The sequence below is a fragment of the Psychrobacter sp. ANT_H3 genome, assembly GCF_027919975.1.
Taxonomy (GTDB): Bacteria; Pseudomonadota; Gammaproteobacteria; order Pseudomonadales; family Moraxellaceae; genus Psychrobacter; species Psychrobacter maritimus.
Genome location: NZ_JAQISM010000008.1, coordinates 170,974 through 197,400 on the forward strand (window position 1 = coordinate 170,974; position 26,427 = coordinate 197,400).

Here is a 26,427-nt window from a genome sequence, read left to right on the forward strand (position 1 = left end):
AGAAGAGTCCTTTTTTTAAGTCAGGGTAGAGGGAACCTGAGCGCGCTATTATAAATCATATTAAGATAAATAGCCAAAATAGGTCTGATATAGCCATAAAACCCTTTTTTTCTAAACAAACATATAAATGTCATATAGTCACACAAAATACGCCTTGCTTAGTCAGCAAACGCTTAGTATAGTAAACCGTAATGATATGCAGGACGTGGCGTACAGGTCGATTTATTGACCTTTTGCGCTAAGATACTTTCGCTAAGATAGTTACTTTATCTAAGAGAGTAATCACTGCACTATTTTTAGTTTGTTTTATAAAACCAAATCCACTTAATTATTAATCCAAAGGATATTTATATGGCTATTAGCTTAACAAAAGGCGGCAACGTAAACTTATCAAAAGAAGCGCCCGGTTTAACCAATATTACTGTCGGTCTTGGCTGGGATCCACGCGCCACTGACGGTCAAGAATTTGACTTAGATGCGATTGGTTTTTTGGTCAACGAAGCTGGCAAAGTCCGTAACGACCAAGACTTTATCTTCTTTAATAACTTAAAGTCAGACAACGGCGCGGTTGAGCACACCGGCGATAACCGTACTGGTGAAGGCGACGGCGATGATGAAAAAATCAAAATCAACCTAGCTAGTATCCCAGCTGACGTCAGCAAAGTCGCTATCTGCGCGATAATCTATGAAGGCACAGCTCGTAACCAAAACTTCGGTCAAGTTGGCGATGCTTACATCCGTGTGGTAAACGATAACGGCGAAGCTGAAATCGCCCGTTACGACCTATCAGAAGACGGTAGCACTGAAACAGCGATGATTTTTGGTGAATTATATCGCCATAGCGGTGACTGGAAATTCCGCGCGGTCGGTCAAGGCTTTAGCGGTGGTCTTGGACCATTAGCCGCCTCTTACGGCGTAAACGTTTAACGTTAAAATAACGTCATCGTTTTATACGATAACTGTAAGACCGCTATTAAGCCCCCTATCGCAATCGACTATTTGATTGCGATAGTTAATAAGCCATCAAGTGTGCCTGTTTAAAGCATTTGATGGCTTTAAATGTAATTGGCAGGCTTAAATTAACAACGATGATTTTTATAGAAAACGAAGCATTTAAAAATTTCAGAATAAGGATTTGCACCCCATGGCCGCAACATTTAGCTTAATCGGCACTATTGAACCTTTTTTGCATTGTAACTTAAAAAAAGGCGATTCAATTTATTGTGAAGCCAATGCCATGGTGATGATGGAGTCGAACCTTGAGCTGAAAGGTAAGCTACAAGGTGGGCTCATGCAATCACTGATGCGCCGCTTTGCTAACGACGAGTCACTTTTTCAACAGCAAATTGAAGCCGTCAATGGCGAAGGTGATTGTTTGCTAGCACCCACACTAGATGGTGATATGCAAATCATCGATTGCGGCGCTCAGCAATATACCTTGAGCGATGGCGCGTTCGTTGCCGCACAAACTGGCGTCGATATCAGAGCCAATATCCAGCGCAACCTTGGCGGCGCGGTATTTGGTGATACGGGCGGCTTTATGGTCATGCAAACCCAAGGTCAAGGTCAGGTAGTGGTGTCAGGTTTTGGCTCACTATTTGAGATTGATGTGACGCCTGATAAAGACGTTATTATTGATAATGGCCATGTGGTCTGCTGGGATTCAAACCTTGATTATAAGCTTTCGGTATCGACCAGCAAGAAAAAAGGCATCATGAGCAATATTATTAACTCCGTCACCAGTGGCGAAGGCATGGTTTTAAACTTCTCAGGAACGGGCAAAGTTATCATCTGCTCGCGCAATCGTGACAGCTATCAAGGCTGGCTACAAAGCATTTTAGGTACTAGCTCAGGTGGTCGTGGTGGCAGCGGTGGGTTTTTAGATAACATCTTATAATTTAAGTTTCATTTTATAATTAAAGCTCATAGCTAAAATTACAGCTCACATTATAGCTAAGAACCAGCGCAGAAATTGACAACTGAAAGCTAATACTGAAATCAATAACCGAAAACAGCACTAAAAATTTAAGTATTCTACTCACAATTATTATAAGGATTTTACCATGGCAGTTAGTTTACAAAAGGGTCAAAAAATCTCCCTCAGCAAAGAAGCTGGTGGTGAGCTTACTCAAGTAAAATTGGGTTTAGGTTGGGACGTCTTTCAAGGGCCGCAAGAGAAAAAAGGCGGCTTTTTAGGTAAATTATTTGGCGGCGGCAGCGGCGGCGACTCGATCGATTTAGATGCCTCGTGCATCATGTTTGATGCCAATAAACAAGCCGTCGATGCGATTTGGTTCAGTCAGCTAAAATCAAAAGATGGCAGTATCGTCCATACCGGCGACAACCGCACTGGTGACGGCGATGGCGACGACGAAGTCATCAATGTTGATTTATCAAAAGTTCCAGCGAACGTAGTATCACTGGTATTTACCGTAAACAGCTTTACTGGTCAGACGTTTGAAACGGTAGAAAACGCCTTTTGCCGCATCGTCAATGCCAATAATAATACTGAAGTGGCGCGCTATAACTTATCGTCACAAGGTACTCATACGGCGATGATTATGGCAAAAGTTTATCGCCATAACAATGAGTGGAAAATGCACGCTATCGGTGAAACGGCTTCTGGTCGTACTTTTCATGACTTGATGCCTGCTATTACACCGCATGCGTAAATAGGTTAAGCAGTCGAACTTAAGACTGTTAGTAATCTATAAGCAATCAGCCCGTCTATTTATAATAGACGGGCTGATTTTTTGTATTAAACAATATTATTAAAGCGCTTACTTACTACCACGTTTCCAGCTAAAGCCCCAATTAAAGGCTTTGTCCATCTCTTGATGGCCTTTAAAGTACTCATTAATACGTTCAACGTTGATACTGCCATTTTGATTGACCAAACGCGCAATCGCACACATTGGTAAATTACCCGCACCTTCTGTCAAACGGGTTTCAATCGGTGGCTGGTCGGGTACATGAATGGTTACGACGCCATCGGTTTGCGCCCAGTTTGGTGCACCTTCGTAGATAAAAGCAAAGATAAAGACTTCTTCAATCTGCGACCACTGTTGCCCATTGATATCGAGCCACTCACCGCCGCTGACTTGTCCGGTTCTATCATCGGCACGTAATAACACATAAGGCGCTGATTGTAGATTACCAAAGCGATTGCCCAAGGCCTGAATCAGCGTTTTTTCACCATTTTTCAGATGAATCATCGCCCCAACATCAAGGTCAATACCAGCGGCTTTATGCTGCTTAAACAGGTCGCCTAGCAAGCCTTTTTTAGGGGCTTGTGTGCTGCTATCTGGGCGTTGATTCCAATTAAGGTTGACAGAAATTTTACCAAAATCATCGCGTTTTTTTAGATTGATGCTAGATTGGTTTTTGGTTAAGGTGATTTTACTTAGGTTAATTGACGGATTTTGAGAAGCTGTAGGAATTGGCGGTGGCGCAGTTGTTTGAGGCGCACTACCCGCTTTTTGCGTATTGATAGGTCTTTGTGTATTGATAGATTGAGATTGGCTTTGCGCTTGATTTTGTGACTGGCTTTGAGCTGGGGCTTCATCGGCAATTTCAACACCGAAATGTTCAGACAACGGCTTTAAGCCACCTTCAAAACCTTGCGCGATAAAACGGAATTTCCAACTGCCTTGGCGGCGGTAACACTCTGCTAAGATAATCGCTTTTTCATTACGTCCAGCAGCACTTAACTGACAAGTCATCAGCACTTGGCTGCCCTGTAAAACCTGAATATCCACATCGCCGACTTGCGCAAGCGTTTGCGCACTAGAAAACGCAAGGGCTATCTTCTCAATACTCGCAGGCTGCGCAGGTAAGTTAATATCAAAAAATCCATCGCTATCATGACCACGGAAACTGACGCTGCCATCATCGCTACGCGTTTGCCCATAAAATATCATGTCGCCATCGCCACGTACTTTGCCTTCAGTGGTCAGGCGATAAGCGGCGCAATCGATGGCGCTTTGGCTTAAAATACGAATGCTGATATTATCCGTTGGCAGCGGTGCATTAGCGCCAGCAATCAGTTTTTGAGGTTGACTCATCATTTATCCTTTAGGTTATTTATTATTTGTTTATATAGGTGAGATTGGCTATCGCTATATAGTAGCATGGATAGCGACTGATTTTTACAGTGCACGGCACAGTTCAACAAGGCGTTAACAACGCTGCAAAAACATTTTTACAAATCCTTAATGCTATTTTGTCAGCAGCATTTATAACGCTTAGCATTTGTATATAATAGACCCTGCTATAACCCATACTGTTAATCAATACTGTTAACCAACGCCGTATCGCGCCTTGGGTTATTACCTTATTAAATGCCAGTCCCAGTTATTCCCTTCTAAAATTTATGATAACGCTGAGAGAATTATGAAAACCCCTGCTAACGAAAGCCCTCATACAACGTCGACTGCCGCGCCATCTGCCGTTTGGTTAGCTGAAGGTCAGTCAAGCCAGCGTGATATGTTAGCCAGCCTGCAAACCCTAAAAGCCCAATCTGATACGCCATTTAACATTATCGCGTCACATCGCCATAATAGACCTGAGATTTTTGAATTTGCCGATAGCGTTTACCGTGAGCCTTCTGCAAGCGCTGCAGATAGCGATGAGCAAGCAATGCTCGAACCTTTAGAGCCATTGATGCCGCGTTGGCAGTTTGTGTTAGAGCAAGCTCAGAAAAACAACGTGAAAGTATTACTCACTGGTCGCAATGGCATTGATTATGAAGCCTACCGTCAGGCATTTGAGACGGCTGGTATTCGTTTATTGACTGGCGCGACAAGTGTGGCGGCGTTAGAAGCGATAGATGATAAATTTGCCTTTATGCAGCAGTGTCATCAACATGATATTCCAGTGGCAGAAGCTTGGCGCTTTGATAATGTCGCAGAGCTTGAAGCGCTACTTGCTACGCACGGTCATCAGCCTTTATGCGTTAAACCGGTTACGGGTATTTTTGCCCAAGGTTTTTGGCGTTTAGGCAAAGTTCAAGATGCGGGCAAAGAAACAAGCGAGCCATACGATAGCTTTGAGCATTTATACTTTACCGAAGAGAAAAAAATCAATACCACGCAGTTTATCAATGCCTATGCAAACAGTGTCATGGTGCGTGAGCGCCCTATTCCTATGCTGCTAATGCCTTATTTATCAGGGCAAGAATACTCTATCGATGTCGTTTGCGAATATGGTGAAGTATTGGCTGCCATCACCCGTTATAAAACAGGGAAAATCCAGCATATCGGCTACGAGCAATCAGTCATGGATGTGGTTATTCCACTGATTAAAGCCTTTGGCTGCGATGGTATCGTCAGCGTGCAAACCAAGGCCGATGATGACGGGCAGCACCGTGTGCTTGAAATTAATAGTCGCCCCTCTGGTGGCATCGATTACACCACCCATAGCGGGGTCGATTTAACCCAAGTTGGATTTGGCTACTGGCTCGGCTTAACCGATAAACCAAAGCTTGCGGATATTGCACAGCAAATCATTCCCTGCCAAGTACGCTCAATTATGGTTAGCGTAAAGATTGAAGAAGATGCTAGCGAGTAAGTAAAAACAATGAAATAAAAAATCGGCAGTAATAAATCGGCGGTAAAAATCGACGGCAACCGAATATATTCAATAAGAGGCAGGCGATGACAGCACAAACCACGTTAGTGTTAGGGGCAAATACGGTTATCGCGCAATCGAATTGTTCGGTCGCTTTTGCGACGACAAATCAGCTAAAGTTTGGCGAGCAGCTTGGGCTATTATGGCTGCCTTTAGATGAGCATCGTAAAGCGGCTTGTAGCCCTGCCTATCTGCATGAACCTAAAGAGTGGGCGCAGCTCAATAGCAAGGATAATCCAAGCGCATGGCAACTGGATTTGCCTGCATTGTTTGATAAACAAGGCGTAAGCTTTGTACAACTGATTGCTTATGTTTATCATGAGCCAAGCCTCAACTTACCCGCTGTCGAATTAAGCAAAGTAAATTTAACACTCAATGCTGGCGATATTCATTATGAATTTACCGCAAGTGAGCGCCATGTTAAAGCAGCAATCATATTAGAAATATACCGACGCAATGGACAATTTAAATGCCGCGCCCTTGGTGAAAGCTCTACCCAAGGGCTGGCAAGCCTAGAGCATCATGTGCAAATTAGCCTCGATATGCGTCCGCCAGATACGCACGCCCTTATCCAAGATGCCCAGCGCGCGCAGCAGCAGGGTTATCCTAACAGTGATACGCGCCCGCCAAGACACGTTCAGTCTGGTGAAACTTGGACAGGGACGGCTTTTGCTATTGACCCTTATCATCTACTGACTTGCTATCATGTCATTGAGTCGGCGGCGATGATTGGAATTCGACAACAAGGGCAGCCTGATCGTGAGGCGCAAGTGGTGCTTAGCGATATCGGTAGTGATTCAGCCATTATTAGAGTAAGCGAGCCGCTGCCAAGTTATTTACCCTTAGCACAGTGTTGTACTGATAATTTGGGCGAGACTATTACGACTTTAGGGTTTCCATTATCAGGATTGAGTAGCCAACTACAAGTGACACAAGGCTGTATTTCAGGACTGACAGGGTTTGGTGATGATATTCGCTATATGCAATTTACCGCGCCCATTCAACCCGGCTCTAGTGGCAGCCCTTTATTACTGCCGACTGGCGAGGTTATCGGCATGGTGACGTCTAGCCTCGTCCACGAGCATGCACAAAATATGAACTATGCGGTGAAATTTCAGTTATTATCCGCCCTACTCGCGAGCGCTGGAATTAGTTTAGATAACTTATCTGAGTCCTCTGGCTCAGATGGCATGTCACGCACGACAGCTGCCGCGTTGACCACACCGCAATTGAGTAAGCAAAGTCGCGGTGCTTTGTGGTTAGTAGGATGTCAGGGTTAAGTAATCATTACAAATTAAAAAAATATGAAAGAGTCACTTTAAGAAAGTGTATTAAGGAAAATAAATGCCCGCTAAACTCAAAAGTATCGCCGTACTTATTGATGCCGATAACGCCTCAGCAAGAAATATTGGTCATATTCTGCAAGAGATAGAGAATATTGGACATATCACTTGTAAAAAAATCTATGGCGACTGGGGCAATGCACATATTCAGAGCTGGCAAGAAGCATTACTTAAATACGCCATCGACCCTATGCAACATTTCGCTTATGTAAAAGGCAAAAACGCCACTGATATCGGCATGGTTATCGAAGCCATGGATTTACTTTATAGTAATAATTACGATGGTTTTTGTCTGATATCAAGTGATAGCGATTTTACTTCACTGGCGCTACGTATTCGCAAAAACCATGTAAAAGTATTTGGCTTTGGCAAACGCAATACGGTTAGCGCGTTTTCACAGGCGTGTGATAAATTCTTTTATGTAGAGGATTTGCTAAGTGCTCATAAAAAAGCTGAAAGCGTAATCAATCCTCCTATTTATGATAGCCACAAACTAACCCAAAATAGTTCTAAAACAGTATCCGCTTGGGGTGAGAAGCGTCTAAAATGTGATACCAAGCTACTCAATAGCTTACGCGCTTCTATTATTGACCACCCTAAAGCAGATGCAAAATGCTGGGTGAATATCGGCGCAGTAAATAGTCTAATGCAAGAAAACCATCCAGAATTTGATTCAAAAAATTATGGTTATCCGAAAATCACTACTCTGATTAAAAAAATTGATTTATTTGAAACCAAAATCGAAAAATCGACATTCTATGTACGCATTAATAATGGTAGCAAGACACCAGTACCACTTGGATCTAATCAAAAACATCCCACTTGGACAACTGAAAACTTACAAAAGCAAACCCATTTAATAAGGGTACTTAATCAACTTATCAAAGGAGACCCAAATTCTGATAAAGGTTGGTCAAATACTTCTTATCTTGCCAGTCAAATTAAACAAAACTATAAAAATATAAACCTAGATAAATATGGATATAAGAAATTTTCTGACCTGATTGCAGCCATAGATTTGTATGAAACACGCAAAAATGATAGTGCTTTATATATAAAAATAAAGACTAAAAACAATACTTTAGAACCCACTATCAATATTAAAAAACCTAAGATAGGGTTTCCAATTATTAATGCTGAGCTTAACAATGATAATTCTGCACAAACTATTCCTGATGAGCATACAACTGTTACTGTCTATTCTAGCAGTCAAACTGATATAAGGTTATTTTGTATGAACTCTAAAGAGAAGAGCAAGGGTGCTAAAGACATTATTCATACTGACAATCGACATAGTAAAGACTGTTCTATTTTACTGACTCGTAAAGAGGAAAATGGAATTTCTAAATCAATTTTTATTTGTAATTTACATAAACAAGGAAAAGATACTGACCGACTTATTTTTACAGTTATCAGTAAATTCAATAATACCTTTAGTAAGAACTGTCCAAACATTGAATTAACTATAAGTAATCGCCATAAAAGCATGTTGTTTTCCGAAGAGTTTAATGTTCAGAATAAAACTGGCAAAAACCTATTACTATTCACATTGGATCGAATTGGAAATGGTTGGCAGTTTTCACCACGAAACACAGTAGTTGGTAGCGACTTACGAGAACTTTGCCATATACCGGATAGCCTTAAACTATGACCCATAATAATGTAGCACTTAATACTATGTATAAACGCAGCATCACCCTACCACGCGGCACTCTTGATTTAACTTATCAAACCAATTCAGCCACTGAGAAAAATGTAATAGAACAAAGCAATCACTATCAATTAGAAGACTTGCTTGGATTTGCGCAGCGCATTAATCCTAAACGCGCATTTTTGTTTGTCTCAAAAGTCTTAGGTCGCCATATTCCAGTCACGCCTAGCACCATGCGTCATGCTTTTACTGATTTGGCAAACCTAGTACCAGATGAGTTGCCTGAACCCATTTTGGTTATTGGCATGGCCGAAACTGCCGTGGGCTTATCTGCGGGGGTACATCAAGCGCTACAAACTCGCTATCCAGAAGCTTTATTATTAAATTCTACCCGTCATGCGCAACATGATGACAGTCATGACAAAAGCAGCCACTCTTTATTGACCACGTTTAGCGAAGACCATAGTCACGCCAGCCAACACTTGATTTATCAAAGTGCAGATAACGTCACTCAAGCACAGCTACTTGCCAGCAAAACCTTGATTATGGTCGATGACGAAGCGTCAACGGGCAATACTTGCGTCAATGTTGTCACGGCCTTACGTAACGCAGGGCTTGATCAATTAGAGCAAGTACATCTGACCACTTTGGTTGATTGGTCCTTAAATCAGGAACGACATCAGCATCAGGATACAGCTAACTCGGATGACGCTGTGCCTGATCAAATCGCCAAACGTCTACCTAATATCAAGTTTCAACGTCATCACTTGTTATCGGGTGCCTGGACATGGACGGATGCACCCAATCCTGAGCCGATTACCATGCCATCGGTCGATACCACTGAGGCTGGCAGTCATACGCTAGGTGATACTGGCAACTGGGGACGCTTCCCAACCCTAGACAGCACCGATGGCTTTGATAATTACCTTTTGAAGTTTCAAACCGCATTCAAGGTGTTTAATAAGCAAGCCCAATCTGAGAAAGAACAATTTGGGAAAGAACAATTTGAGAAAGAGCAGTTGCCCAAGCGGATTTTAGTATTGGGCAGTAATGAGTTTGTCTGGCTGCCGTTTTTATTGGCTGAATGGCTTGAGACGCAAACTCAAAACTCTACCGTTAATTTTAGTGCGTTAACGCGCTCACCGATTGCCCTTGGTGGCGCGATTACCACTATGCTAAGTTTTAGCGACAACTACGGGCTTGGTATGACCAACTTTGCTTATAATGTTGAGCCTAACGATTGGGACTTAATTGTTTTGTGTGTGGAAACATCAGCGGATAGCGTCGATGACATCTGGAAAGATTTGGATAATGTCTTGGTGGTGAGTCCGACGCTTTAAGCTGTTTTATAAAAGCTAACTTACAAAGGCTGTCTTATAAAAGTTATCCCATTAAAACTATCCTTTAAACCCTACTTTGATTTTCACATTTAACCCTTACGCACGCTTTTATGGCAAATACTATGACTAGCCCATTTTTTCAAGCCAATTCCGATATCGTCAAACCCTACGCGCTGATGGATTTGGACGATACGCTTTTTCAAACCCAACGTAAAATTGATGCATGGGATTTGCCAACGTCTGAACCTGAAAACTTAGTTTGCGCGACCGTTAATAAACAAGGTAAGCCACTAAGTTTTATGAGTCAGCGCCAAGCTGCGTTCTTTAATTGGCTGCTGCTTAGTACAGAGCTGATAGTGGTCACCGCACGCGATCGCAGTGAAATCAAACGCGTTAAGCTGCCTTTTGATAGCTGGCAGGTCTTAACCCACGGTGCGATTATTCTTGATAGAGACGGCACGCTACAAGCTGAGTGGCAAAAGCGTATGCATAGTGAACTTGCGCCATTGCAGGATAAATTGCAGCAGCTAAGCCAATTATTTGCCAATCACAGTAAAAATGACAACAGTCAGCTGGTATTTACACCGCATATCGATCACTTTAATAATGGCGCTGTTAATGAAGAGCTGACTATTTATCTGGCTATTAAGCATGGGCAAAAAGACCATCAAGCGTTAGTAGAACTAGCTAAAAATTTACCAACGTTAATACGTAATTTTGAGCAAGATTTTTATGTGCATGTGAATGCGAACAATCTGGCGATATTGCCGCACGCGGTTCATAAACGCCATGCGGTGCAGTTTTTATTAGACCAGCATTTAGACAACCAGCGTCCGAGCTTTGGTTTTGGTGATAGCTTGGCCGATTTACCATTTTTGCAATTGCTTGACTGGTATGGCATGCCCAATCATGGTCAGCTACATGAGCGCTTTAGCTCGCAGTAATTCTAAACGCTTAACCTCTCTTAGGGCGTGTCCTCATTTTAAAAACAATAATCGAACGCATTTTTGTAAGTAGAAACTATCTTATGACCCATCCTATAACGAACCCTAATATTCAAAAAATGCAGGAATATGGCTCAGGCAGCTATCTTGCTAGCGATGTGACCGTACTGCTTGATATCGTTGATAAAAACGCCGTTGCCGATGTACCCGTCAGTCAAAAAGAAGCGCTCATCCAAAGTGGACAGCGCCATTATTCTGACATGTTAACCTTAGAGGATGCGCCAACTGCCATGCATGAGCAATTGTATCAGCAGGCATTAGCGCAAGGTACAACGAGAACCGCAACTGATATTGCTAACTTGGCTTATACGCTACATCATATTTTTCAGAAAACGGTAAGTACTGAACGTCCATTAATATTAGTCAGCTTGGTACGCGCAGGTTTACCAGTTGGCGTATTATTACAACGTGCCCTATTAGACAATGAAAGGTCAGATACTAATAGCAGCTATGCGTTGCCAACTGTGCATTATGGTATCAGTATCATTCGCGATCGCGGACTTGATCCAGTCGCGCTGCAGATGATATTGGACGCTCATCCAGACAGCACAATCATATTTGTCGACGGCTGGACGGGCAAAGGGGCGATTTATCAAGAGCTGGCTCGTAGCTTAGATATCTTTAGCAACCCTAATCATCCAAATTTTGCCAATATTTTCCATCAAGGTGAGAATGTTATTCCTCTATTAACCCTTGCTGACCCCGCAGGCGTTGCTTGGTTGGCGGCGAGCGAGGAAGATTGGCTGATTCCATCGGGGTTATTAAACAGCACCGTATCTGGGCTGATATCACGCAGTTTATATACCGAGCCACAATCGGGGCTACATCGTAGCGTCTTTTATGATAACTTGGTTGCGGTAGATCATAGCCTAGCCTTTGTTGATCATATTGATAGCACGCGGCGTGCATTGTCTACATCTCCACAATACTTGCAAACCTTTGAGCAACCACGCTATCAGACAGCTGCTGTAATTGATACGCTGGCAGCAGAGTATGACATTAACAATCGCAACCGTATTAAGCCGACCATTGCAGAGGCGACACGGGCGATATTACGCCGTGATCCTGAGCGCATCTTGTTGGCCACCGCTGATCACCCAGATACGGTGTTATTGCGGCATTTATGTAGCGAGCGTGATATCAATATTACGGTATTAGGTGCTAAAATACTCCCCTATCAAGCGATTACGCTGATCAAGCAGCGGGCAACAGATCGCTCATGATTCATTAATGTATTGATGCCTTGATGCCTTGCGAAAGAAATGCATCAATACAGCATCAATACCATATCAGTACCGCTGTTTTTATCATCCGTCCTTACGCTATGATTTCTTGCTATAACCATTCACTTATCACTATTTACGATGCCAACTATGTCCGATATGCCCCACAATGAGTCCAATCTTTATAATAACAATCAGTCTTACGCCCACCTGATTACTGAGCGTCATGCGATGCTCAAACCGCATACCCATCACCCGTATCAGCTGGGTGCTAGCCTATATATGCCTGCGACGCGGCAAGATATTTGGCAAGTCATTACGCGTGATAAATTGCCGACGATTAACAGTATTATTATCTGCTTAGAAGATGCGGTCAGCCATAGCGATGTTGAGCTGGCACTTGAGCGTCTGCAAACGCTGCTACATACGTGGGCCGCGCATGTCGATAGTATCAATGACCCAGCAAAAAAAGATGGCATTCAATCAAAAGCGCACACCGATCAGCCAACCAGACCTTTGGTCTTCGTGCGCCCGCGTCATCCGGCGATGCTAGAGCAGCTGGCAGATTTTGCCCATATTGATTTGGTTGATGGCTTTGTTTTACCCAAAGTCGATATGTATAGCTTGTCTAATTGGCGTATGGCCTGTCAGAATTTAAGCACTGAGCAGCTATTGATGCCGACGCTTGAGACGGCAGCGCTATTTAATCCGCATCACAATCAAGAGTTGGCGATTGGCTTTAAAGAAGCCTTTAGCCAACCAGTTTTTGCCCTGCGTATCGGTGGTAATGACTTATTTGCAGCGCTGCGTTTACGCCGTCCTAAAAACAGCATTGTCTATGACACTCCGATTGGTACACTCGCCTATCAGCTGCTTGGCTGCTTTGTACCGCATGGTTTTTATCTCACCGCGCCAGTATTTGAATACTTAGAGCAACCAACGCTGTTTATGAAAGAGCTGATGCGTGATGTGAACTTGGGACTGGTCGGCAAAACGGTCATTCACCCAAGCCAGATTGCTTTGGTACAGCAAGCGTATTGCGTACCGTTAAGTACCTTGGATGAAGCGCAGGCAATCTTGCATAGCGAGGCAAAAGCGGTATTTAAATATAATGATACGATGCTCGAGCCTGCCACGCACCGTGCATGGGCAACAGAAATCGTCAATCGCGCTGAGGTTTTTGGCACCCTTGATGATATTAATAATGACTATACCGCACGGTTATAAATAAAGACGTTAACCTTGCTACTTTGAAATTAATATTTTAATGTTAATTTCTTAAATAGTTTCAATAAAAAAGCCGTTATCTTAAATAGGATAACGGCTTTTTTTCGTATAAGCACTTTATTAATTGCTATGTCTTATTCAAGACTGGTTCCAATCTCGCTCAAAGTTAGACACAGTTTGCTAAAAAGGTATTAATCACTTTATTAACCTGCTCAGGTTCTTCTACCGTCGCTGTATGCCCAGCGCCTTTAATAACCGCAAGCTTCGAGCCTTTAATCGCAAAATGCATCCGCTCCGCTTTTGCATAAGGCGTTGCCGTATCTTCATCACCAACGATAATCAGTGTCGGCGTGGTAATTTCCCCTAGCCGATCATAAGTGGCCGAGCGCTCAATCACGCCTGTGGTCGCCTTAACGACCCCGCCTTTACGATTACTTTGTAGCATCGCAAGCCACTCTCTGCGATCAGCCTTACGCGACTTATCGTTCAAAAAGCTATTGCCAAACATAATAGGCATGACTTTTTGGCTGACCCGCTTCATCCCAAGCCAACGGATAGCTTTCATCAATTTGCGATACTGCGGCACGTTTTTTGGGTCTTCAGGGTCTGCTGACGTTTCAAGTAAGGTCAGCGATAACAGTAACTCTGGACGTTTCAGCGCGATACGCTGAGCGACAAAGCCACCCATGGATAATCCTAAAAAATGGCATTTCTCAATATTTAGCGCATCCAATAACGCTAGCGTATCCTCGGTCAGCGTCTCCATATCATAGCCTGATTTGGTAATCTCAGACTGACCTTGTCCGCGAAAATCAAACGCAATACAGCGGCAGCCAGATTTAAAGTATTCCACCTGCTTATCATACATCCGCGTATTCCATAGCAGTCCATGGGCAAATACCATCACTGGCTTTTGCTTATCATCCGGCGCGCTGTCTTCATAATAAATATCAACGTTATTTACATTTATCATTGGCATAATAACTTCCTTGTTTTTTGCTTATTGATTGCTTGTTTAATGAAAGAAATCCTTAAAACTACTGCCTTTTAGCATAATGCAGCGAGCGGAGAGTTCATAGCGTTATTTTTGCACAGTACGCGTTGTATATTCAATAATGTAAATATTTATTGAATAGATAAAATTTAAACCTCTTTAAGCGTGCCTTAAGCGCCCACAAAACCCGCTTTTATAATCATAGCAAGCTGCTATAGTAATCAGCTTGCATGACTTGTTACACCTTGTCCATTATAACGTCCATTGTTATCAGCAATGCTTATCTAAAATTTCTCATTAAGGAAACCAACTATGTCACAACCTCTGGTCGAATATCATAGCGAAAACCATATTGCCACCATCACTATGAATGATCCTAAGACGCTAAATGCCTTTAGCACGCCATTAAAAGGCGCAATTATGGATGCGCTTGATCAAGCCGATCAAGATACTGATGTACGCGTGATTGTGCTGCAAGGGTCAAATAACAACTTCTCTAGTGGCGGTCATATCGGTGAGATGCTAGAAAACGGCATGGAATCTGAGGCACTCGTGGCAAAGCTTGATTTTATGCTCAGAGAAGTGGCAGAAGTGAGCCTAAAGCTGCGTAATATTCATAAGCCAATTATTGCCAAATTAGAAGGGGCAGTGGCTGGCGCTGGGATGAACTTGGCATTAACGTGTGATTTCCGTATTGCCGCTGATAATGCCAAATTTGTACAAGCCTTTGTCAATATCGGTTTGATTCCAGATGCAGGTGGCATTTATTTATTGAATCAGTTGATTGGGGCGGCGAAAACAACTGAGCTTGTGATGCTGGGTGATAAGCTTACTAGCGACGATGTCGCGCGTCTAAACTTAGTCAATAGCGTCGTAAGCAAAGATGAGCTTGACGCCAGCGTACTGGCATTGGCAACACGCCTAAGCAACCTGCCCGGTAAAGCTTTGGCATCAATGAAGCATATGATTAACGTTCATGCTTTTGCAGGCCTAAATGAAGCGCTCGATATGGAAGTTGACCAACAAACTATGATGGCAAAAACCGCTGACTTTGCCGAAGGTATCACTGCCTTTATGGAAAAACGTAAGCCCGTTTATCAAGGCAAATAAAAAATCCTAACGCTACCTTCTGTACTATCAGCAAAAAGGCTACCATTAGGTAGCCTTTTTTTGGATAAAACAATATAAAGACAAGTCTATATTAATACCTTTAATCTATTTACTTATGAAGAAGCAGAAGCGGTCTTATAGTGATGCGGTAAGGTAAATATCTTGTCAAAACCCAAGGTAAAAACAAAGGTATAAACCAAGAAAAATAGCAGTAACGCCGCCTCCATCATAAAGGCTTTGATTAAACCAACGTCATACCAAATCATATATAGCGGTAAGCAAATCAATACCAAGCCGCCTTCAAACCCTAACGCATGAGCACTGCGGATTAACAACGTGCGTTTTTTAACCTGCTTGCGCCGCTCCCACGCTTCAAAAGCCGTATTGTATAAAAAGTTCCAGATAACAGCGGCCAATGACACCATAACAGCAACGGGTAACGACTCTGCCGCATCGCCGCCGCTGAGTTTCATTAATACAAAGGTAGAAGCAATAATAGCAATCAGCTCAAAAACAGTCACATAGACGATACGACGTTTGAGTGGGGATAAAGTAATCAACCAAAACTCCAAAGCACTTAAGTATAAAAAAAGTTGCCCAGCAAAGTATCGGTCCGTCCCGAGATAGAAAAGAGAAAAAAATGCAGAGCCACGGTTTCCGCCTGCCCCTATATTATACATAAGATAATGAGAGAAACCAGTCGCAGCTTATTTTGCTGGTGGACCCCATTGATTGGTTTCAAGCTTGGTATCGCTCGCTAAAAATACCAGTAATATAATAGAGCCTATCAGTGGCAAAATAGATAGCAAAAACCACCATCCTGAACGGCTGGTATCATGCAACCTGCGAATAGTCACCGCTAAGCCCGGCAAAAACAGACCAAGCGCTACAACGATATAGAATAGCCCCGTTTCTGAATTAAATATAATGGCATCTAAAATCATCGCTACAATAATCAAACCCATTTGTACCAATACAAAGTACCAATATTCTTTACGTCGAGCACGACCAGAGAAATTGGTATAATTTCTTAAAGCTTTTTTAAACCAGTCAAGGATGCCAAAGTTTGCTTCAGCACTATGATTATTAACCATTGCAGAATTCGGTAAAGGTGGCGGCGTCGTTTTATCAAGCATATTTTTATTTTCCCTAGGATTTGTCGTCAACCTTAACGGTAAAGTCGCCAACCAAAAAATTTAATCAGCCACTTTGATTATAAGCACTCAATAAAAGTTTGCAAACCGTTATTAATTTATTTTAAATTTAAAAAAACCCCGCATCATGACGATACGGGGTTTCTATTTAAATAAGATTTGTAAAACTTAAAAATACTTAACTTAAGCTTTAAGCAAAATTAGGTCAACTGAGCAACGTTAATTTTGTCGGCTTCTTCCGTATAAGAATCCATACGGTCGAAGTTCATGTACTGATAGACTTCCTCGCCCATGCTATCAAGCATGCCAGCGTACTGCTGGTATTCGTCGTTGGTTGGCAATTTACCAAGTACCGCTGCGACTGCTGCAAGCTCTGCAGACGCTAGATAAACGTCAGCGCCTTGACCGAGACGGTTCGGGAAGTTACGAGTTGACGTCGAAACGGCAGTAGAGTTCGGTGCGATACGTGCTTGGTTACCCATACATAGTGAACAACCTGGCATTTCAGTACGAGCGCCGGCTTGTGCATAAATGTTGTAATAACCTTCTTCCATCAATTGGCGCGCATCCATTTTCGTTGGTGGCGCAATCCATAGACGAGTTTTGAGGCTACCTGCTGGTACGTCTTGTAGCAGTTTACCCGCTGCACGGAAGTGACCGATGTTGGTCATACATGAACCAATGAATACTTCATCAATGGTATCACCAGCAACGTCAGCCAATGTTTTAGCATCGTCTGGATCGTTCGGGCAGCAAAGAATCGGCTCTTTGATATCAGACATATTGATTGTCATGTCGATGGCGTATTCAGCATCTTCGTCAGCACGCAATAGGCTTGGGTTAGCTAGCCACTCTTGCATTTGCTCAACACGGCGGCTAATCGTACGCGCATCGCCATAACCTTCTGAAATCATCCATTTAAGCAAGGTGATGTTTGAGTTTAGGTACTCAGTCACAGACGCTTCAGATAAAGTGATGGTACAACCAGCAGCACTACGCTCAGCTGACGCATCAGATAGCTCAAACGCTTGCTCAGCGGTTAGGTCTTCTAGACCTTCGATTTCAAGAATACGACCGTTGAACTCGTTGATTTTACCTTTCTTATCAACCGTCAAATAACCTTCTTTGATGGCTTGATAAGGAATTGCATGGACCAAGTCACGTAGCGTGATACCAGGCTGACGTTCGCCAACGAAGCGCACACGAACAGACTCAGGCATATCAAGTGGCATCACACCAGTTGCCGCTGCGAATGCAACCAAACCAGAACCAGCTGGGAACGAGATACCCATTGGGAAACGAGTATGCGAGTCACCACCAGTACCAACGGTATCTGGAAGTAGCATACGGTTCAACCATGAGTGAATGATACCATCACCAGGACGTAAGCTTACGCCGCCACGGTTCATGATAAAGTCAGGTAGTGTATGCTGAGTTTCAACGTCAACTGGCTTTGGATAAGCAGCGGTATGACAGAATGACTGCATCACTAGGTCGGCTTGGAAACCCAAACATGCTAAGTCTTTTAGCTCATCACGGGTCATAGGACCAGTGGTATCTTGCGAGCCGACCGTCGTCATTTTTGGCTCACAGTACATACCTGGACGCACGCCTTGTAGACCACAAGCTTTACCGACCATTTTTTGTGCAAGGGTAAAGCCTTTACCGGTATCAGCTGGCTCTTCTGGCTTAGCAAATACGTCTGAATGACCTAAACCCATATATTCACGAGCACGGTTAGTCAAACCACGACCAACGATCAATGGAATACGGCCGCCTGCGCGAACTTCGTCAAGCAATGTTGGCGAGTTTAGCGTAAACGTTGACAATACTTCGTCAGAATCATGCTTAGTGATTTTGCCTTCATACGGATAGATGTCAAATACATCGCCCATGTTTAGGTTATCAACCGCTACTTTTTCAATTGGTAACGCGCCAGAATCTTCCATGGTGTTAAAGAAGATAGGAGCGATATTGTTACCCAATACTAGACCGCCACCACGTTTGTTTGGTACGTTCGGGATATCATCGCCCATTAACCAAAGGACTGAGTTGGTTGCAGATTTACGGCTAGAACCCGTACCAACCACGTCGCCGACATAAGCAAGTGGATGACCTTTTTCTTTCAAAGCTTCAATTTGCTTCATTGGACCAACAACGCCCTCTTCGTCAGCAAAGATGCCGTCGCGAGAGTTTTTGTGCATGGCTAATGAATGCAATGGGATATCTGGGCGGCTCCATGCGTCTTGCGCAGGCGACAAGTCATCCGTGTTGGTTTCGCCAGTCACTTTAAAGGTGGTATAAGTGGTTTTCTTTGGTACTTCAGGGCGGTTTAAGAACCACTCAGCGTCAGCCCAAGATTGCACGACTTCTTTAGCGATGTCATTGCCAGCTTCAGCTTTTTCGGTCACATCATTGAACGCATCAAATACGAGTAATGTCTTTTTCAACGCATCAGCGGCTTCTTGTGCGACTTCGCTGTCGTCTAATGCCGCAACTAATGGCGCAACGTTATAGCCACCTTGCATAGTGCCCAAGATTTCAACGGCTTTTTTCTTGCTGATAAGTGGTGAAGTCGCTTCGCCTTTAACGATAGCGGCTAAAAATGCAGCTTTAACATAAGCGGCTTGGTCAACACCGGCAGGAATACGATTTTCTAACAAGTCCATTAAGAACGCATCTTCGCCCGCTGGTGGGTTTTTGAGTAGCTCAACCAATTCTGCTACCTGCTTCTCATTTAGTGGAAGTGGTACAGTTCCTAGCTCAGCACGTTCTGCGACATGTTTACGATAAGCTTCTAACACAATAGTCGTCCTCGTCGGTTGGTGACCAGTACATCACGTGAGTAGTCAGGATGACAGCCTACATCGATGTACTGCATTGAATAATTATCCGTGCAATCATAGCTCAAAACGCTCAAAATGTTAATGGCTGTGCGGCGAAAAGGCGCAGAATAAGGCCATATTGGACATTTATTATAAAAATAGTGCCATAAGTAATATGATTGACGCCCTTAAATAGCAAACCTGTCGCCTTACTGCTCATTTTTGCCATGCTCTTTTTCTGCATTAACTGCTGCATTAACTGCTGCATTGACTGCTGCATTCATTTCTGCATAGACTTCTACATTGGCGGTTAAATAAAAATGGCACGGCTGCTATACTCTTATCATCTAAACGCCTACGACTTTATAAGACATTTTTTAATACAAGGTTTTATAACACAAACGCCATGAGTGAATATTAAGGATAATAGCAATATGGACAATAGCAGTCTAAAAAATAGTAGTATGAAAAATAGCGAAAAAGACAATAACGCTCATTACGATAATGGTTTAAAAGTTCGTACTGAAGTGATGGGCGCAGCGCATGTTAAACGCTCGCTTGACTCAGCAACACCATTTACCCAGCCGTTGCAAGACTGGATTATCGAACATGCTTGGGGTAGCACGTGGCAAGATGACTCGGTATTACCGCGCAAATATCGCTCATTAATCACCATCGCCTTTTTAATTGCGCAAAAGAGCCCAACTGAGCTAAAGGGTCATATCCGTGGGGCGATAAATAATGGTGCTAGCGTCGCTGAAATCCGCGAAGTATTGATGCATAGCCTGCCTTATTGCGGTGCACCTGCCAGCCAAGAAGCGTTTCGTGCTGCCATAGAAGTGCTAAATGACATGGACATTGATATCAATAAATAAAACTACGATAAAGGTATGCTTCGTAGTACCCTGTTATTTACGCAAGCTTTTTTATTCATGGAAGCCTTTTTATCCTTAGTAGCTTTCTTAGTTATCTTAGTTATCTTAACAAGATTGCCTAAAAAATATTGACCCGTTATCTGCTATAATAGCTGCATTCATAAAACATTCTAATAATGCCATAAACCCTTATTCTATCAAGGGTTAAGAGAACATTTGATTATGACAAACGCCGTACAAACTCACGTCCCCGCTGCCCGTGCAAAACCGAAAAAAGCCATCCAAGGCGAAAAGCTACGTGGCTACGACAAGGTAGCACGCATCCCAATTAAAGTGATTCCGACCGTCGAGGCGAAGAAAAAGCCAGATTGGATTCGGGTTAAAATGTCCTCACCTGCGGAAGTGGCGCGTATTAAAGCAACTCTGCGTGAGCAAAAGCTTTATACCGTCTGTGAAGAAGCCGCCTGCCCTAACCTGCCGCAGTGCTTTGCCGATGGTACGGCGACCTTTATGATTATGGGTGATATCTGTACCCGTCGCTGCCCGTTTTGCGATGTCGGTCATGGTCGCCCAAATGAGTTAGACAAAGATGAGCCGCGCCATACCGCTGAGACCATTCAGGGTCTAGGTCTTAAGTATGCGGTGATTACCTCGGTTGACCGTGATGATTTAAAAGATGGCGGTGCTGCCCATTTCGTTGAAGTATTGAATGAATCTCGCGCTTTAAGCCCAAATTGCTTGATTGAGATACTCGTGCCAGATTTCCGTGGTCGTATGGATATCGCTTTGGACTTATTGACTGAAACTGCGCCAGATGTCTTTAATCATAATATCGAAACCGTGCCTCGTTTATATAAAGCCTTCCGTCCCGGCTCTGATTACCAGCATTCGCTCGATTTGCTTAAGCTGTATAAAGAACGCCGTCCTGATATTGCCACCAAATGTGGTTTTATGGTTGGACTTGGTGAAACTGAAGAAGAAATCTATAAGCTACTTGATGATTTAAAAGCCCATAACGTTGATATGATTACCGTTGGTCAGTACTTACAACCTAGTAAAGACCATGCACCAGTCGATCGTTATGTCCATCCAGATGAGTTCCAGCGTTATATGGACTATGGCAAAAAGATTGGCTTCTTTAACATTTGGGCAGGTCCTATGGTGCGCTCAAGCTACTTTGCTGATCGTCAATATTACGGCGAAGATTGCCCAGCACCTATCCGTAGCAAAAAAGCCTTGGCCGCAGAAGGTAAACTTGGCTGTTAAGTGAAATTTGTCATCATATTAAAGTAGGATGACGAAAAAACATAAAAAGGGCGAATAGTAGATAGTTACTATTCGCCCTTTTTAGCTTCTAAACTATCGCTTTAAATAAGGTTAAACGTTTAGAGGTAACACGGGCGTCTTACTGGTTTTTATATTCAATACTGCGATACCAAGGATGATGACACCCCCAATCAAACCTGTGATAAGCCCAGGATAAATCAGCAGTAAAGCACCAATGGCCAGAATGATACGCGTGATTGAATTCATACTTCCTTTAAAATAACCCTCTAACGCCGCACTAAGCCCAATCACACCAACGACCGACGTCACAACGGCAATAACAATATCCATGACCGGTGGCAATGGGAACTCTTTCGCCGTGACCGCAAGACCTGTCGGGTCAATCATCAACATCGCAGGATTATAAATAAACATAAACGGGACGATAAAACCTGCTAACGCCAGCTTTAATGATAAGTAGCCTGTTTTCATCGGATCGCCGCCCGAAATACCAGCCCCAGCAAAGGCTGCCAAACAGACCGGCGGGGTAATATTGGCAAACACCCCAAAGTAAAAGACAAACATATGCGCGGCTAAAATAGGCACATCAAACCCTGCTAATGCGGGCGCCGCCATCGTTGCAGTAATAATATATGCAGGAATCGATGGCAATCCCATTCCTAAAACCATCGACGCTAGCATGGTCAAAATTAAGGTCAGCAATAACGACCCTGCCCCTAAAGTGACAATCGAAGATGTCATTACCGTACCAAAACTCGTTAGGCTGACCACTCCAATAATAATACCTACGACCGCACAAGCAGCCATCACCGCTAGCGACTGACGGGCGCCGTCTTCTAGCGCACCCAAAATATCCTTAAAGCCCATGCGCGTTTCTTTACGTAGCATACTGATGACAACCGTAAAGCCAATGGTATAGGCAGCGGCATAGCCTACCGGCACATTTTGTATTAATAAATAAATCAAAAACACAATCGGCAATAACATATGACCGCGCGCTTTTAATACCTCTTTTACCTGTGGCAAACTTTCTTTTGCCATACCTTTTAAGTCTCGGCGACCGGCACGAAAATGTACCTGCGCGATAACGCCTAGATAATACAAGATAGCAGGTAATAATGCTGCCAAAGCAATGGTGCTATACGGTAGCCCTGTGGTCTCGGCCATAATAAAGGCACTTGCACCCATAATTGGCGGTAATATCTGACCACCAACCGATGCACTTGCCTCTACGGCGCCCGCAAAATCTTTATGGTAGCCAACCTTTTTCATCAAGGGGATGGTAAACGCGCCTGTACTAACAACGTTTGATAAGGCGGAACCATTGATACTGCCCATAAAGCCGCTTGAAATGACAGCCACTTTAGCAGGGCCGCCTTTTTTATCGCCTGCCAGCGCCAATGCCAAATCATTAAACAGCTGACCCATGCCAGAACGCGCTAAAAATGCGCCAAAGAGGATGAATAAAAAGATAAAGGTGACTGAGGCGCCGATTGCGACCGAATATAGTCCTTCCGTTTTTAGGAATAATTGACCAAAAATATCGCCCATATCATAAGGACGAGTGAGTAGCCGATCCGGCATAAAGTCCAGATGACTGACAAAGGGATATAGCAAAAATATAGAGGCCAGTATGGGCAATATCCAACCAGTAATACGCCGACTGCCCTCAAGGACGCAGATGACGGTGATAATAGAAAGTATCACATCGACCGAATTTGCCATGCCGCCGCGACTGGTGACAATATCTTGGTACTCGTATATCAGATAGGTCATGCCAGATAAAGACAACAGAAACCAAATCCAGTCATACCATGCTACCCGCTTACGACTGCTTTTTTTGCTGGCAGGAAAGATTAAAAAAATCAACGCAAAGCCAACGCCCACATGCACGGAGCGCTGCAATAGTGACGGCATGGGGTTAAAGGTAATATATAAATGAAAAAGGGAATATAAGATGCAGATGGCAGCGATAATATACTTCACCGGACCTTGGGTAATATGACGCGTGATAGACTCGCGATCATATTTTTCTAATATCGCTTGCGTCACACTAGGATCAACGTCGTCGTAATCTTCAGTCTCTACATGCGCATTTGTCTGCTGTGCCAATATCGCATTTTCATTAGCATTCACATCATCGTTAGAATTTGCATCATCGTTATAAATAGGAGTCCCGCTATTGTGATCCATCACTTGGGAGTTCATGACAAAAATCCTTATTAAATCTATCGATTAGACTATAAGCCTTGGGCGTAATAGTTACTTCTGAATAATCTGGCACCCATTGGTGAATCAAAATACGCTGACCGGCATAATCAATTTCACCCTGCGTTAATCTTGATACCACCCAATTAAGATGGGGAAACCTTTGGTTAATTTGATAGCCGACGTAGCCATCCTTTTTGATAGGAGCAACGTTTTCGGTAGACGGCGTACCGGCACCAAATGCTTGAAAATAGGTATTGGTTAGTAGTAAACCCTCCTCTTCACGAAGATACTGCTCTTCCCACCACTGCTTTTCTACTGAATGAATCCAGCGTAATTGAAAGTCAGGCTCAACAAAATAACATAGCAAGCTATCGGCTTTAGTATCGCCCGCTACCCGTATTTCAATGACAGATTGGCGGCTAAAAACCGCCCATAGTATCAATAAAACCAGCGCAGCCATTGCTGCTGCGCCAGCTATCCACCATAAAGATTTATTTGGCTGCTTGCTCATCATAGTATTTTTTGGCACCAGGATGAATAGGAGCTACCATACCGACTTGAGCGGTCTCTAAACTGATATCATTCGCCGCTTGGTGAGCGTTTTTCAAGCCCTCTAAGTTTTCAAATAACGCTTTGGTCAACTTATAGCCATCATCCTCAGAGATATCAGAACGCACCAATAAGGCATTCATGACGGCTGTGGTTGGAATAGCAGCAGCATTACCATAGGTACCGGCAGGAATCTCAAAAGTCTTAAAGTAAGGCTTGGTTTCGATAATTTTTTTGAGCTTATCTTGATTGATGGTGACCAGCTGTAATTTGATGCCTTGCTCTAGCTCTAATAATGAAGAGTTCGGTAAGCCACTACTAAAAAACGCCGCTTCAATTTTACCCGCTTTCATCGCATCGGCTGCATCGGCAAAGCCTAAATAGTCGACTTTGACATCATCATAAGTGATACCAAAACCTTCTAACAGGGTGCGAGCATTGACCTCTGTACCCGATCCTTGATCGCCAACTGCAATACGCTTACCTTTTAAATCTTCAATATTTTTGATACCAGACTTCTCTGAGGCAACCACTTGAATGACGTTAGGATAAAGCACGGCAATTTGCTGGATATTGGTGATAGGCGCTGCCTTAAAGTCATTTTTGCCTTCTACCGCATCAGTGACAACATCACTAAGCGCGAGTACCATATCTACTTTACCTTGGGTCAATAGATTGACGTTTTCTACTGACGCCCCTGTCGTTTGGGTTTTGGCGTTAACACCAAAGGTTTTGGCATAAATCTCTGCTAAAGACGTTCCAATAATATTATAAGGACCGGAGGCGCCCCCTGTAGCAATGGTGACGAACTTGGTTTCGAGCTTGTCACTTGCTGTGGCGGCAGTATCTGTAGAAGTGTCGGTAGTAGTAGCACTATCAGTAGCGGCATTATCAGCAGGCGCTTTGTCTGAACAAGCAACCAGAGTCATACTGGCTGCAATCATGGCGGCTAATAGAGGCATCTTATAAATAGACTTCATTATTTTCTTCCTTGATAAAATAAAGCAAAATGGGTTTATAAAAAAAACTTGAATGCAAAGTTCTTGAACGCAAAGTTCTTAAATACAAAGTTCTTAAATACAAAATTGGAGTAGCAACTCATTCTTGTTGACTACCAACCTCAGTCTATGACGCTGACCTTCGCTATAAACTCAGGAGTTAAGCGTTCCATAACCTAGGGTCTCCTCAATTAAAACATGGCATATCATATATTGCTACGATGTTTTAATGGATGCGAGTGCTTATGCGCAAAAAATAGTCAGTGATATGGTTGTCTATATTTAATGAGCTAAGCAATATATCGCAAATCACAATACAAATCACAATCTAAGCTACGCCTTGTACCAAAGCTATGGTTAACCATAAATAAGAACGTTTTTTGTCACGTGCTGCTGGTATAAATTTTACTGGCGTGCGGTGTCTACGCTGACAGAGGCTGCGCATAATTAATCCCAGCAGCACTGTACCGTTTTCATAGTATTTTAACTATATATCAACAGCCGAAACCATATCTATAGTTTCGCTATGCGATACTAAGTTTCATATTATAAATGATTTAAACAAATTTTGACGGGGTTGTAAACCTTTATCCGCGCTGCTCTTCATAAAAATGCGTCAAGCTATTTTTATTAACATCATATTTTATTAAAAAATATATCAATAGCACTTTTCTTATAACGCTACTGCTAGCCATTTATTTACTTCGTTAATGCCGCTTATATGACCGCCCTTTAGCAGAATAACGCCACCTAAATTAGACAATATTTTTTATTAAACATTCAATTTTTTGAAGGCGAAATCCATCTCTATTATGCTACAGTGCAAACGCTGTATTCGCTCTATAGCTAAGCACTACAATAAGCAGCTGAAAATAGCGCTTAGAGCATACGACCGCCAATAATGCTGAACAACCTTATAGGAAAATTTATGAAAAAATTACTTACTTCAACCATGATGTTGGCCACATTTGCGCTAGCTGGCTGTGCCACAACCGATGTCAATTCTAA

General features: G+C 43.1%; 21 protein-coding genes. 13 read left to right on the top strand and 8 right to left on the bottom strand.

All coding sequences use genetic code 11. The features are described from left to right. Positions 1-351 precede the first annotated feature (351 nt). From PG901_RS06700 to PG901_RS06710, 3 genes are all read left to right on the top strand, one after another. Positions 352-927, top strand: coding sequence for a TerD family protein (locus PG901_RS06700; RefSeq protein ID WP_201565719.1), 576 nt, complete (start codon positions 352-354; stop codon positions 925-927). Between the two features lie 217 nt (positions 928-1,144). After that, entirely contained in the window at positions 1,145-1,897 is a 753-nt protein-coding gene (locus PG901_RS06705; RefSeq protein ID WP_068408074.1) for a TIGR00266 family protein, read from the top strand. A 166-nt stretch (positions 1,898-2,063) separates the two neighbouring features. Continuing rightward, positions 2,064-2,672, top strand: a complete 609-nt coding sequence (locus PG901_RS06710; protein ID WP_201618778.1) for a TerD family protein — start codon at positions 2,064-2,066, stop codon at positions 2,670-2,672. Between the two features lie 108 nt (positions 2,673-2,780). Here the strand turns inward: PG901_RS06710 and PG901_RS06715 are convergent, their stop codons facing one another. Further along, positions 2,781-4,064: a TerD family protein gene (locus tag PG901_RS06715; protein ID WP_271133968.1), complete on the bottom strand. Its 1,284-nt coding sequence runs from the start codon at positions 4,062-4,064 to the stop codon at positions 2,781-2,783. Between the two features lie 328 nt (positions 4,065-4,392). On the opposite strand from PG901_RS06715, the gene PG901_RS06720 reads away from it, so the two are divergent. The 7 genes from PG901_RS06720 (at position 4,393) to PG901_RS06750 (ending at position 13,416) form a co-directional block, all read left to right on the top strand. Further along, positions 4,393-5,568, top strand: a complete 1,176-nt coding sequence (locus PG901_RS06720) for an ATP-grasp domain-containing protein (RefSeq protein WP_271133969.1) — start codon at positions 4,393-4,395, stop codon at positions 5,566-5,568. Positions 5,569-5,654: 86 nt separating this feature from the next. After that, the gene (locus PG901_RS06725) at positions 5,655-6,908 is read left to right on the top strand and encodes a trypsin-like peptidase domain-containing protein (protein WP_271133970.1); all 1,254 of its coding nucleotides are present in this window, start codon (positions 5,655-5,657) and stop codon (positions 6,906-6,908) included. A 64-nt stretch (positions 6,909-6,972) separates the two neighbouring features. Further along, positions 6,973-8,622, top strand: coding sequence for an NYN domain-containing protein (locus PG901_RS06730; protein ID WP_271133971.1), 1,650 nt, complete (start codon positions 6,973-6,975; stop codon positions 8,620-8,622). Then, positions 8,619-9,962, top strand: coding sequence for a phosphoribosyltransferase domain-containing protein (locus PG901_RS06735; RefSeq protein ID WP_271133972.1), 1,344 nt, complete (start codon positions 8,619-8,621; stop codon positions 9,960-9,962). The genes PG901_RS06730 and PG901_RS06735 overlap by 4 nt, the downstream gene beginning before the upstream one ends. Positions 9,963-10,084: 122 nt before the next feature. Next, the gene (locus PG901_RS06740) at positions 10,085-10,906 is read left to right on the top strand and encodes an HAD hydrolase family protein (protein ID WP_271133973.1); all 822 of its coding nucleotides are present in this window, start codon (positions 10,085-10,087) and stop codon (positions 10,904-10,906) included. An 83-nt stretch (positions 10,907-10,989) separates the two neighbouring features. Continuing rightward, positions 10,990-12,189, top strand: a complete 1,200-nt coding sequence (locus PG901_RS06745; protein ID WP_271133974.1) for a cysteine protease StiP domain-containing protein — start codon at positions 10,990-10,992, stop codon at positions 12,187-12,189. Between the two features lie 150 nt (positions 12,190-12,339). Beyond that, positions 12,340-13,416, top strand: a complete 1,077-nt coding sequence (locus PG901_RS06750; RefSeq protein WP_201618784.1) for an HpcH/HpaI aldolase/citrate lyase family protein — start codon at positions 12,340-12,342, stop codon at positions 13,414-13,416. 166 nt (positions 13,417-13,582) lie between these two features. Here PG901_RS06750 and PG901_RS06755 read toward each other — a convergent pair whose 3' ends face one another. Continuing rightward, positions 13,583-14,395 (bottom strand): alpha/beta fold hydrolase, encoded by an 813-nt coding sequence (locus tag PG901_RS06755; protein ID WP_271133975.1) that lies wholly within the window; start codon positions 14,393-14,395, stop codon positions 13,583-13,585. A 327-nt stretch (positions 14,396-14,722) separates the two neighbouring features. Between PG901_RS06755 and PG901_RS06760 the strand changes: the two genes are divergently transcribed. Continuing rightward, positions 14,723-15,520: an enoyl-CoA hydratase/isomerase family protein gene (locus PG901_RS06760; protein ID WP_271133976.1), complete on the top strand. Its 798-nt coding sequence runs from the start codon at positions 14,723-14,725 to the stop codon at positions 15,518-15,520. 113 nt (positions 15,521-15,633) lie between these two features. Here PG901_RS06760 and PG901_RS06765 read toward each other — a convergent pair whose 3' ends face one another. From PG901_RS06765 to acnB, 3 genes are all read right to left on the bottom strand, one after another. Continuing rightward, positions 15,634-16,080: a PACE efflux transporter gene (locus PG901_RS06765; protein WP_201625183.1), complete on the bottom strand. Its 447-nt coding sequence runs from the start codon at positions 16,078-16,080 to the stop codon at positions 15,634-15,636. Positions 16,081-16,227: 147 nt separating this feature from the next. Beyond that, on the bottom strand, positions 16,228-16,656 hold the full coding sequence (locus tag PG901_RS06770; protein ID WP_201563017.1) for a DUF805 domain-containing protein: 429 nt from the start codon (positions 16,654-16,656) through the stop codon (positions 16,228-16,230). A gap of 218 nt (positions 16,657-16,874) precedes the next feature. Continuing rightward, complete coding sequence (gene acnB, locus PG901_RS06775; RefSeq protein ID WP_201563015.1) at positions 16,875-19,478, bottom strand: bifunctional aconitate hydratase 2/2-methylisocitrate dehydratase; 2,604 nt, start codon at positions 19,476-19,478, stop codon at positions 16,875-16,877. 485 nt (positions 19,479-19,963) lie between these two features. Here acnB and PG901_RS06780 point away from each other — a divergent pair, with 485 nt between their 5' ends. Both PG901_RS06780 and lipA read left to right on the top strand, forming a co-directional pair. Further along, positions 19,964-20,374, top strand: coding sequence for a carboxymuconolactone decarboxylase family protein (locus PG901_RS06780; RefSeq protein WP_271133985.1), 411 nt, complete (start codon positions 19,964-19,966; stop codon positions 20,372-20,374). A gap of 222 nt (positions 20,375-20,596) precedes the next feature. Then, positions 20,597-21,640 carry a lipoyl synthase gene (lipA, locus tag PG901_RS06785; RefSeq protein WP_271133977.1) on the top strand — a complete coding sequence of 348 codons (1,044 nt, stop codon included), beginning with the start codon at positions 20,597-20,599 and terminating at the stop codon, positions 21,638-21,640. 111 nt (positions 21,641-21,751) lie between these two features. Here the strand turns inward: lipA and PG901_RS06790 are convergent, their stop codons facing one another. From PG901_RS06790 to PG901_RS06800, 3 genes are read right to left on the bottom strand one after another with little or no spacing between them, the layout of a single operon-like run. Further along, positions 21,752-23,869 carry a TRAP transporter permease gene (locus PG901_RS06790; RefSeq protein ID WP_271133978.1) on the bottom strand — a complete coding sequence of 706 codons (2,118 nt, stop codon included), beginning with the start codon at positions 23,867-23,869 and terminating at the stop codon, positions 21,752-21,754. After that, complete coding sequence (locus PG901_RS06795; RefSeq protein ID WP_271133979.1) at positions 23,841-24,386, bottom strand: DUF1850 domain-containing protein; 546 nt, start codon at positions 24,384-24,386, stop codon at positions 23,841-23,843. The genes PG901_RS06790 and PG901_RS06795 overlap by 29 nt, the downstream gene beginning before the upstream one ends. Next, positions 24,364-25,401 carry a TAXI family TRAP transporter solute-binding subunit gene (locus PG901_RS06800; protein WP_271133980.1) on the bottom strand — a complete coding sequence of 346 codons (1,038 nt, stop codon included), beginning with the start codon at positions 25,399-25,401 and terminating at the stop codon, positions 24,364-24,366. Before PG901_RS06800 ends, PG901_RS06795 begins: the two co-directional genes overlap by 23 nt. Positions 25,402-26,427: the final 1,026 nt, after the last annotated feature.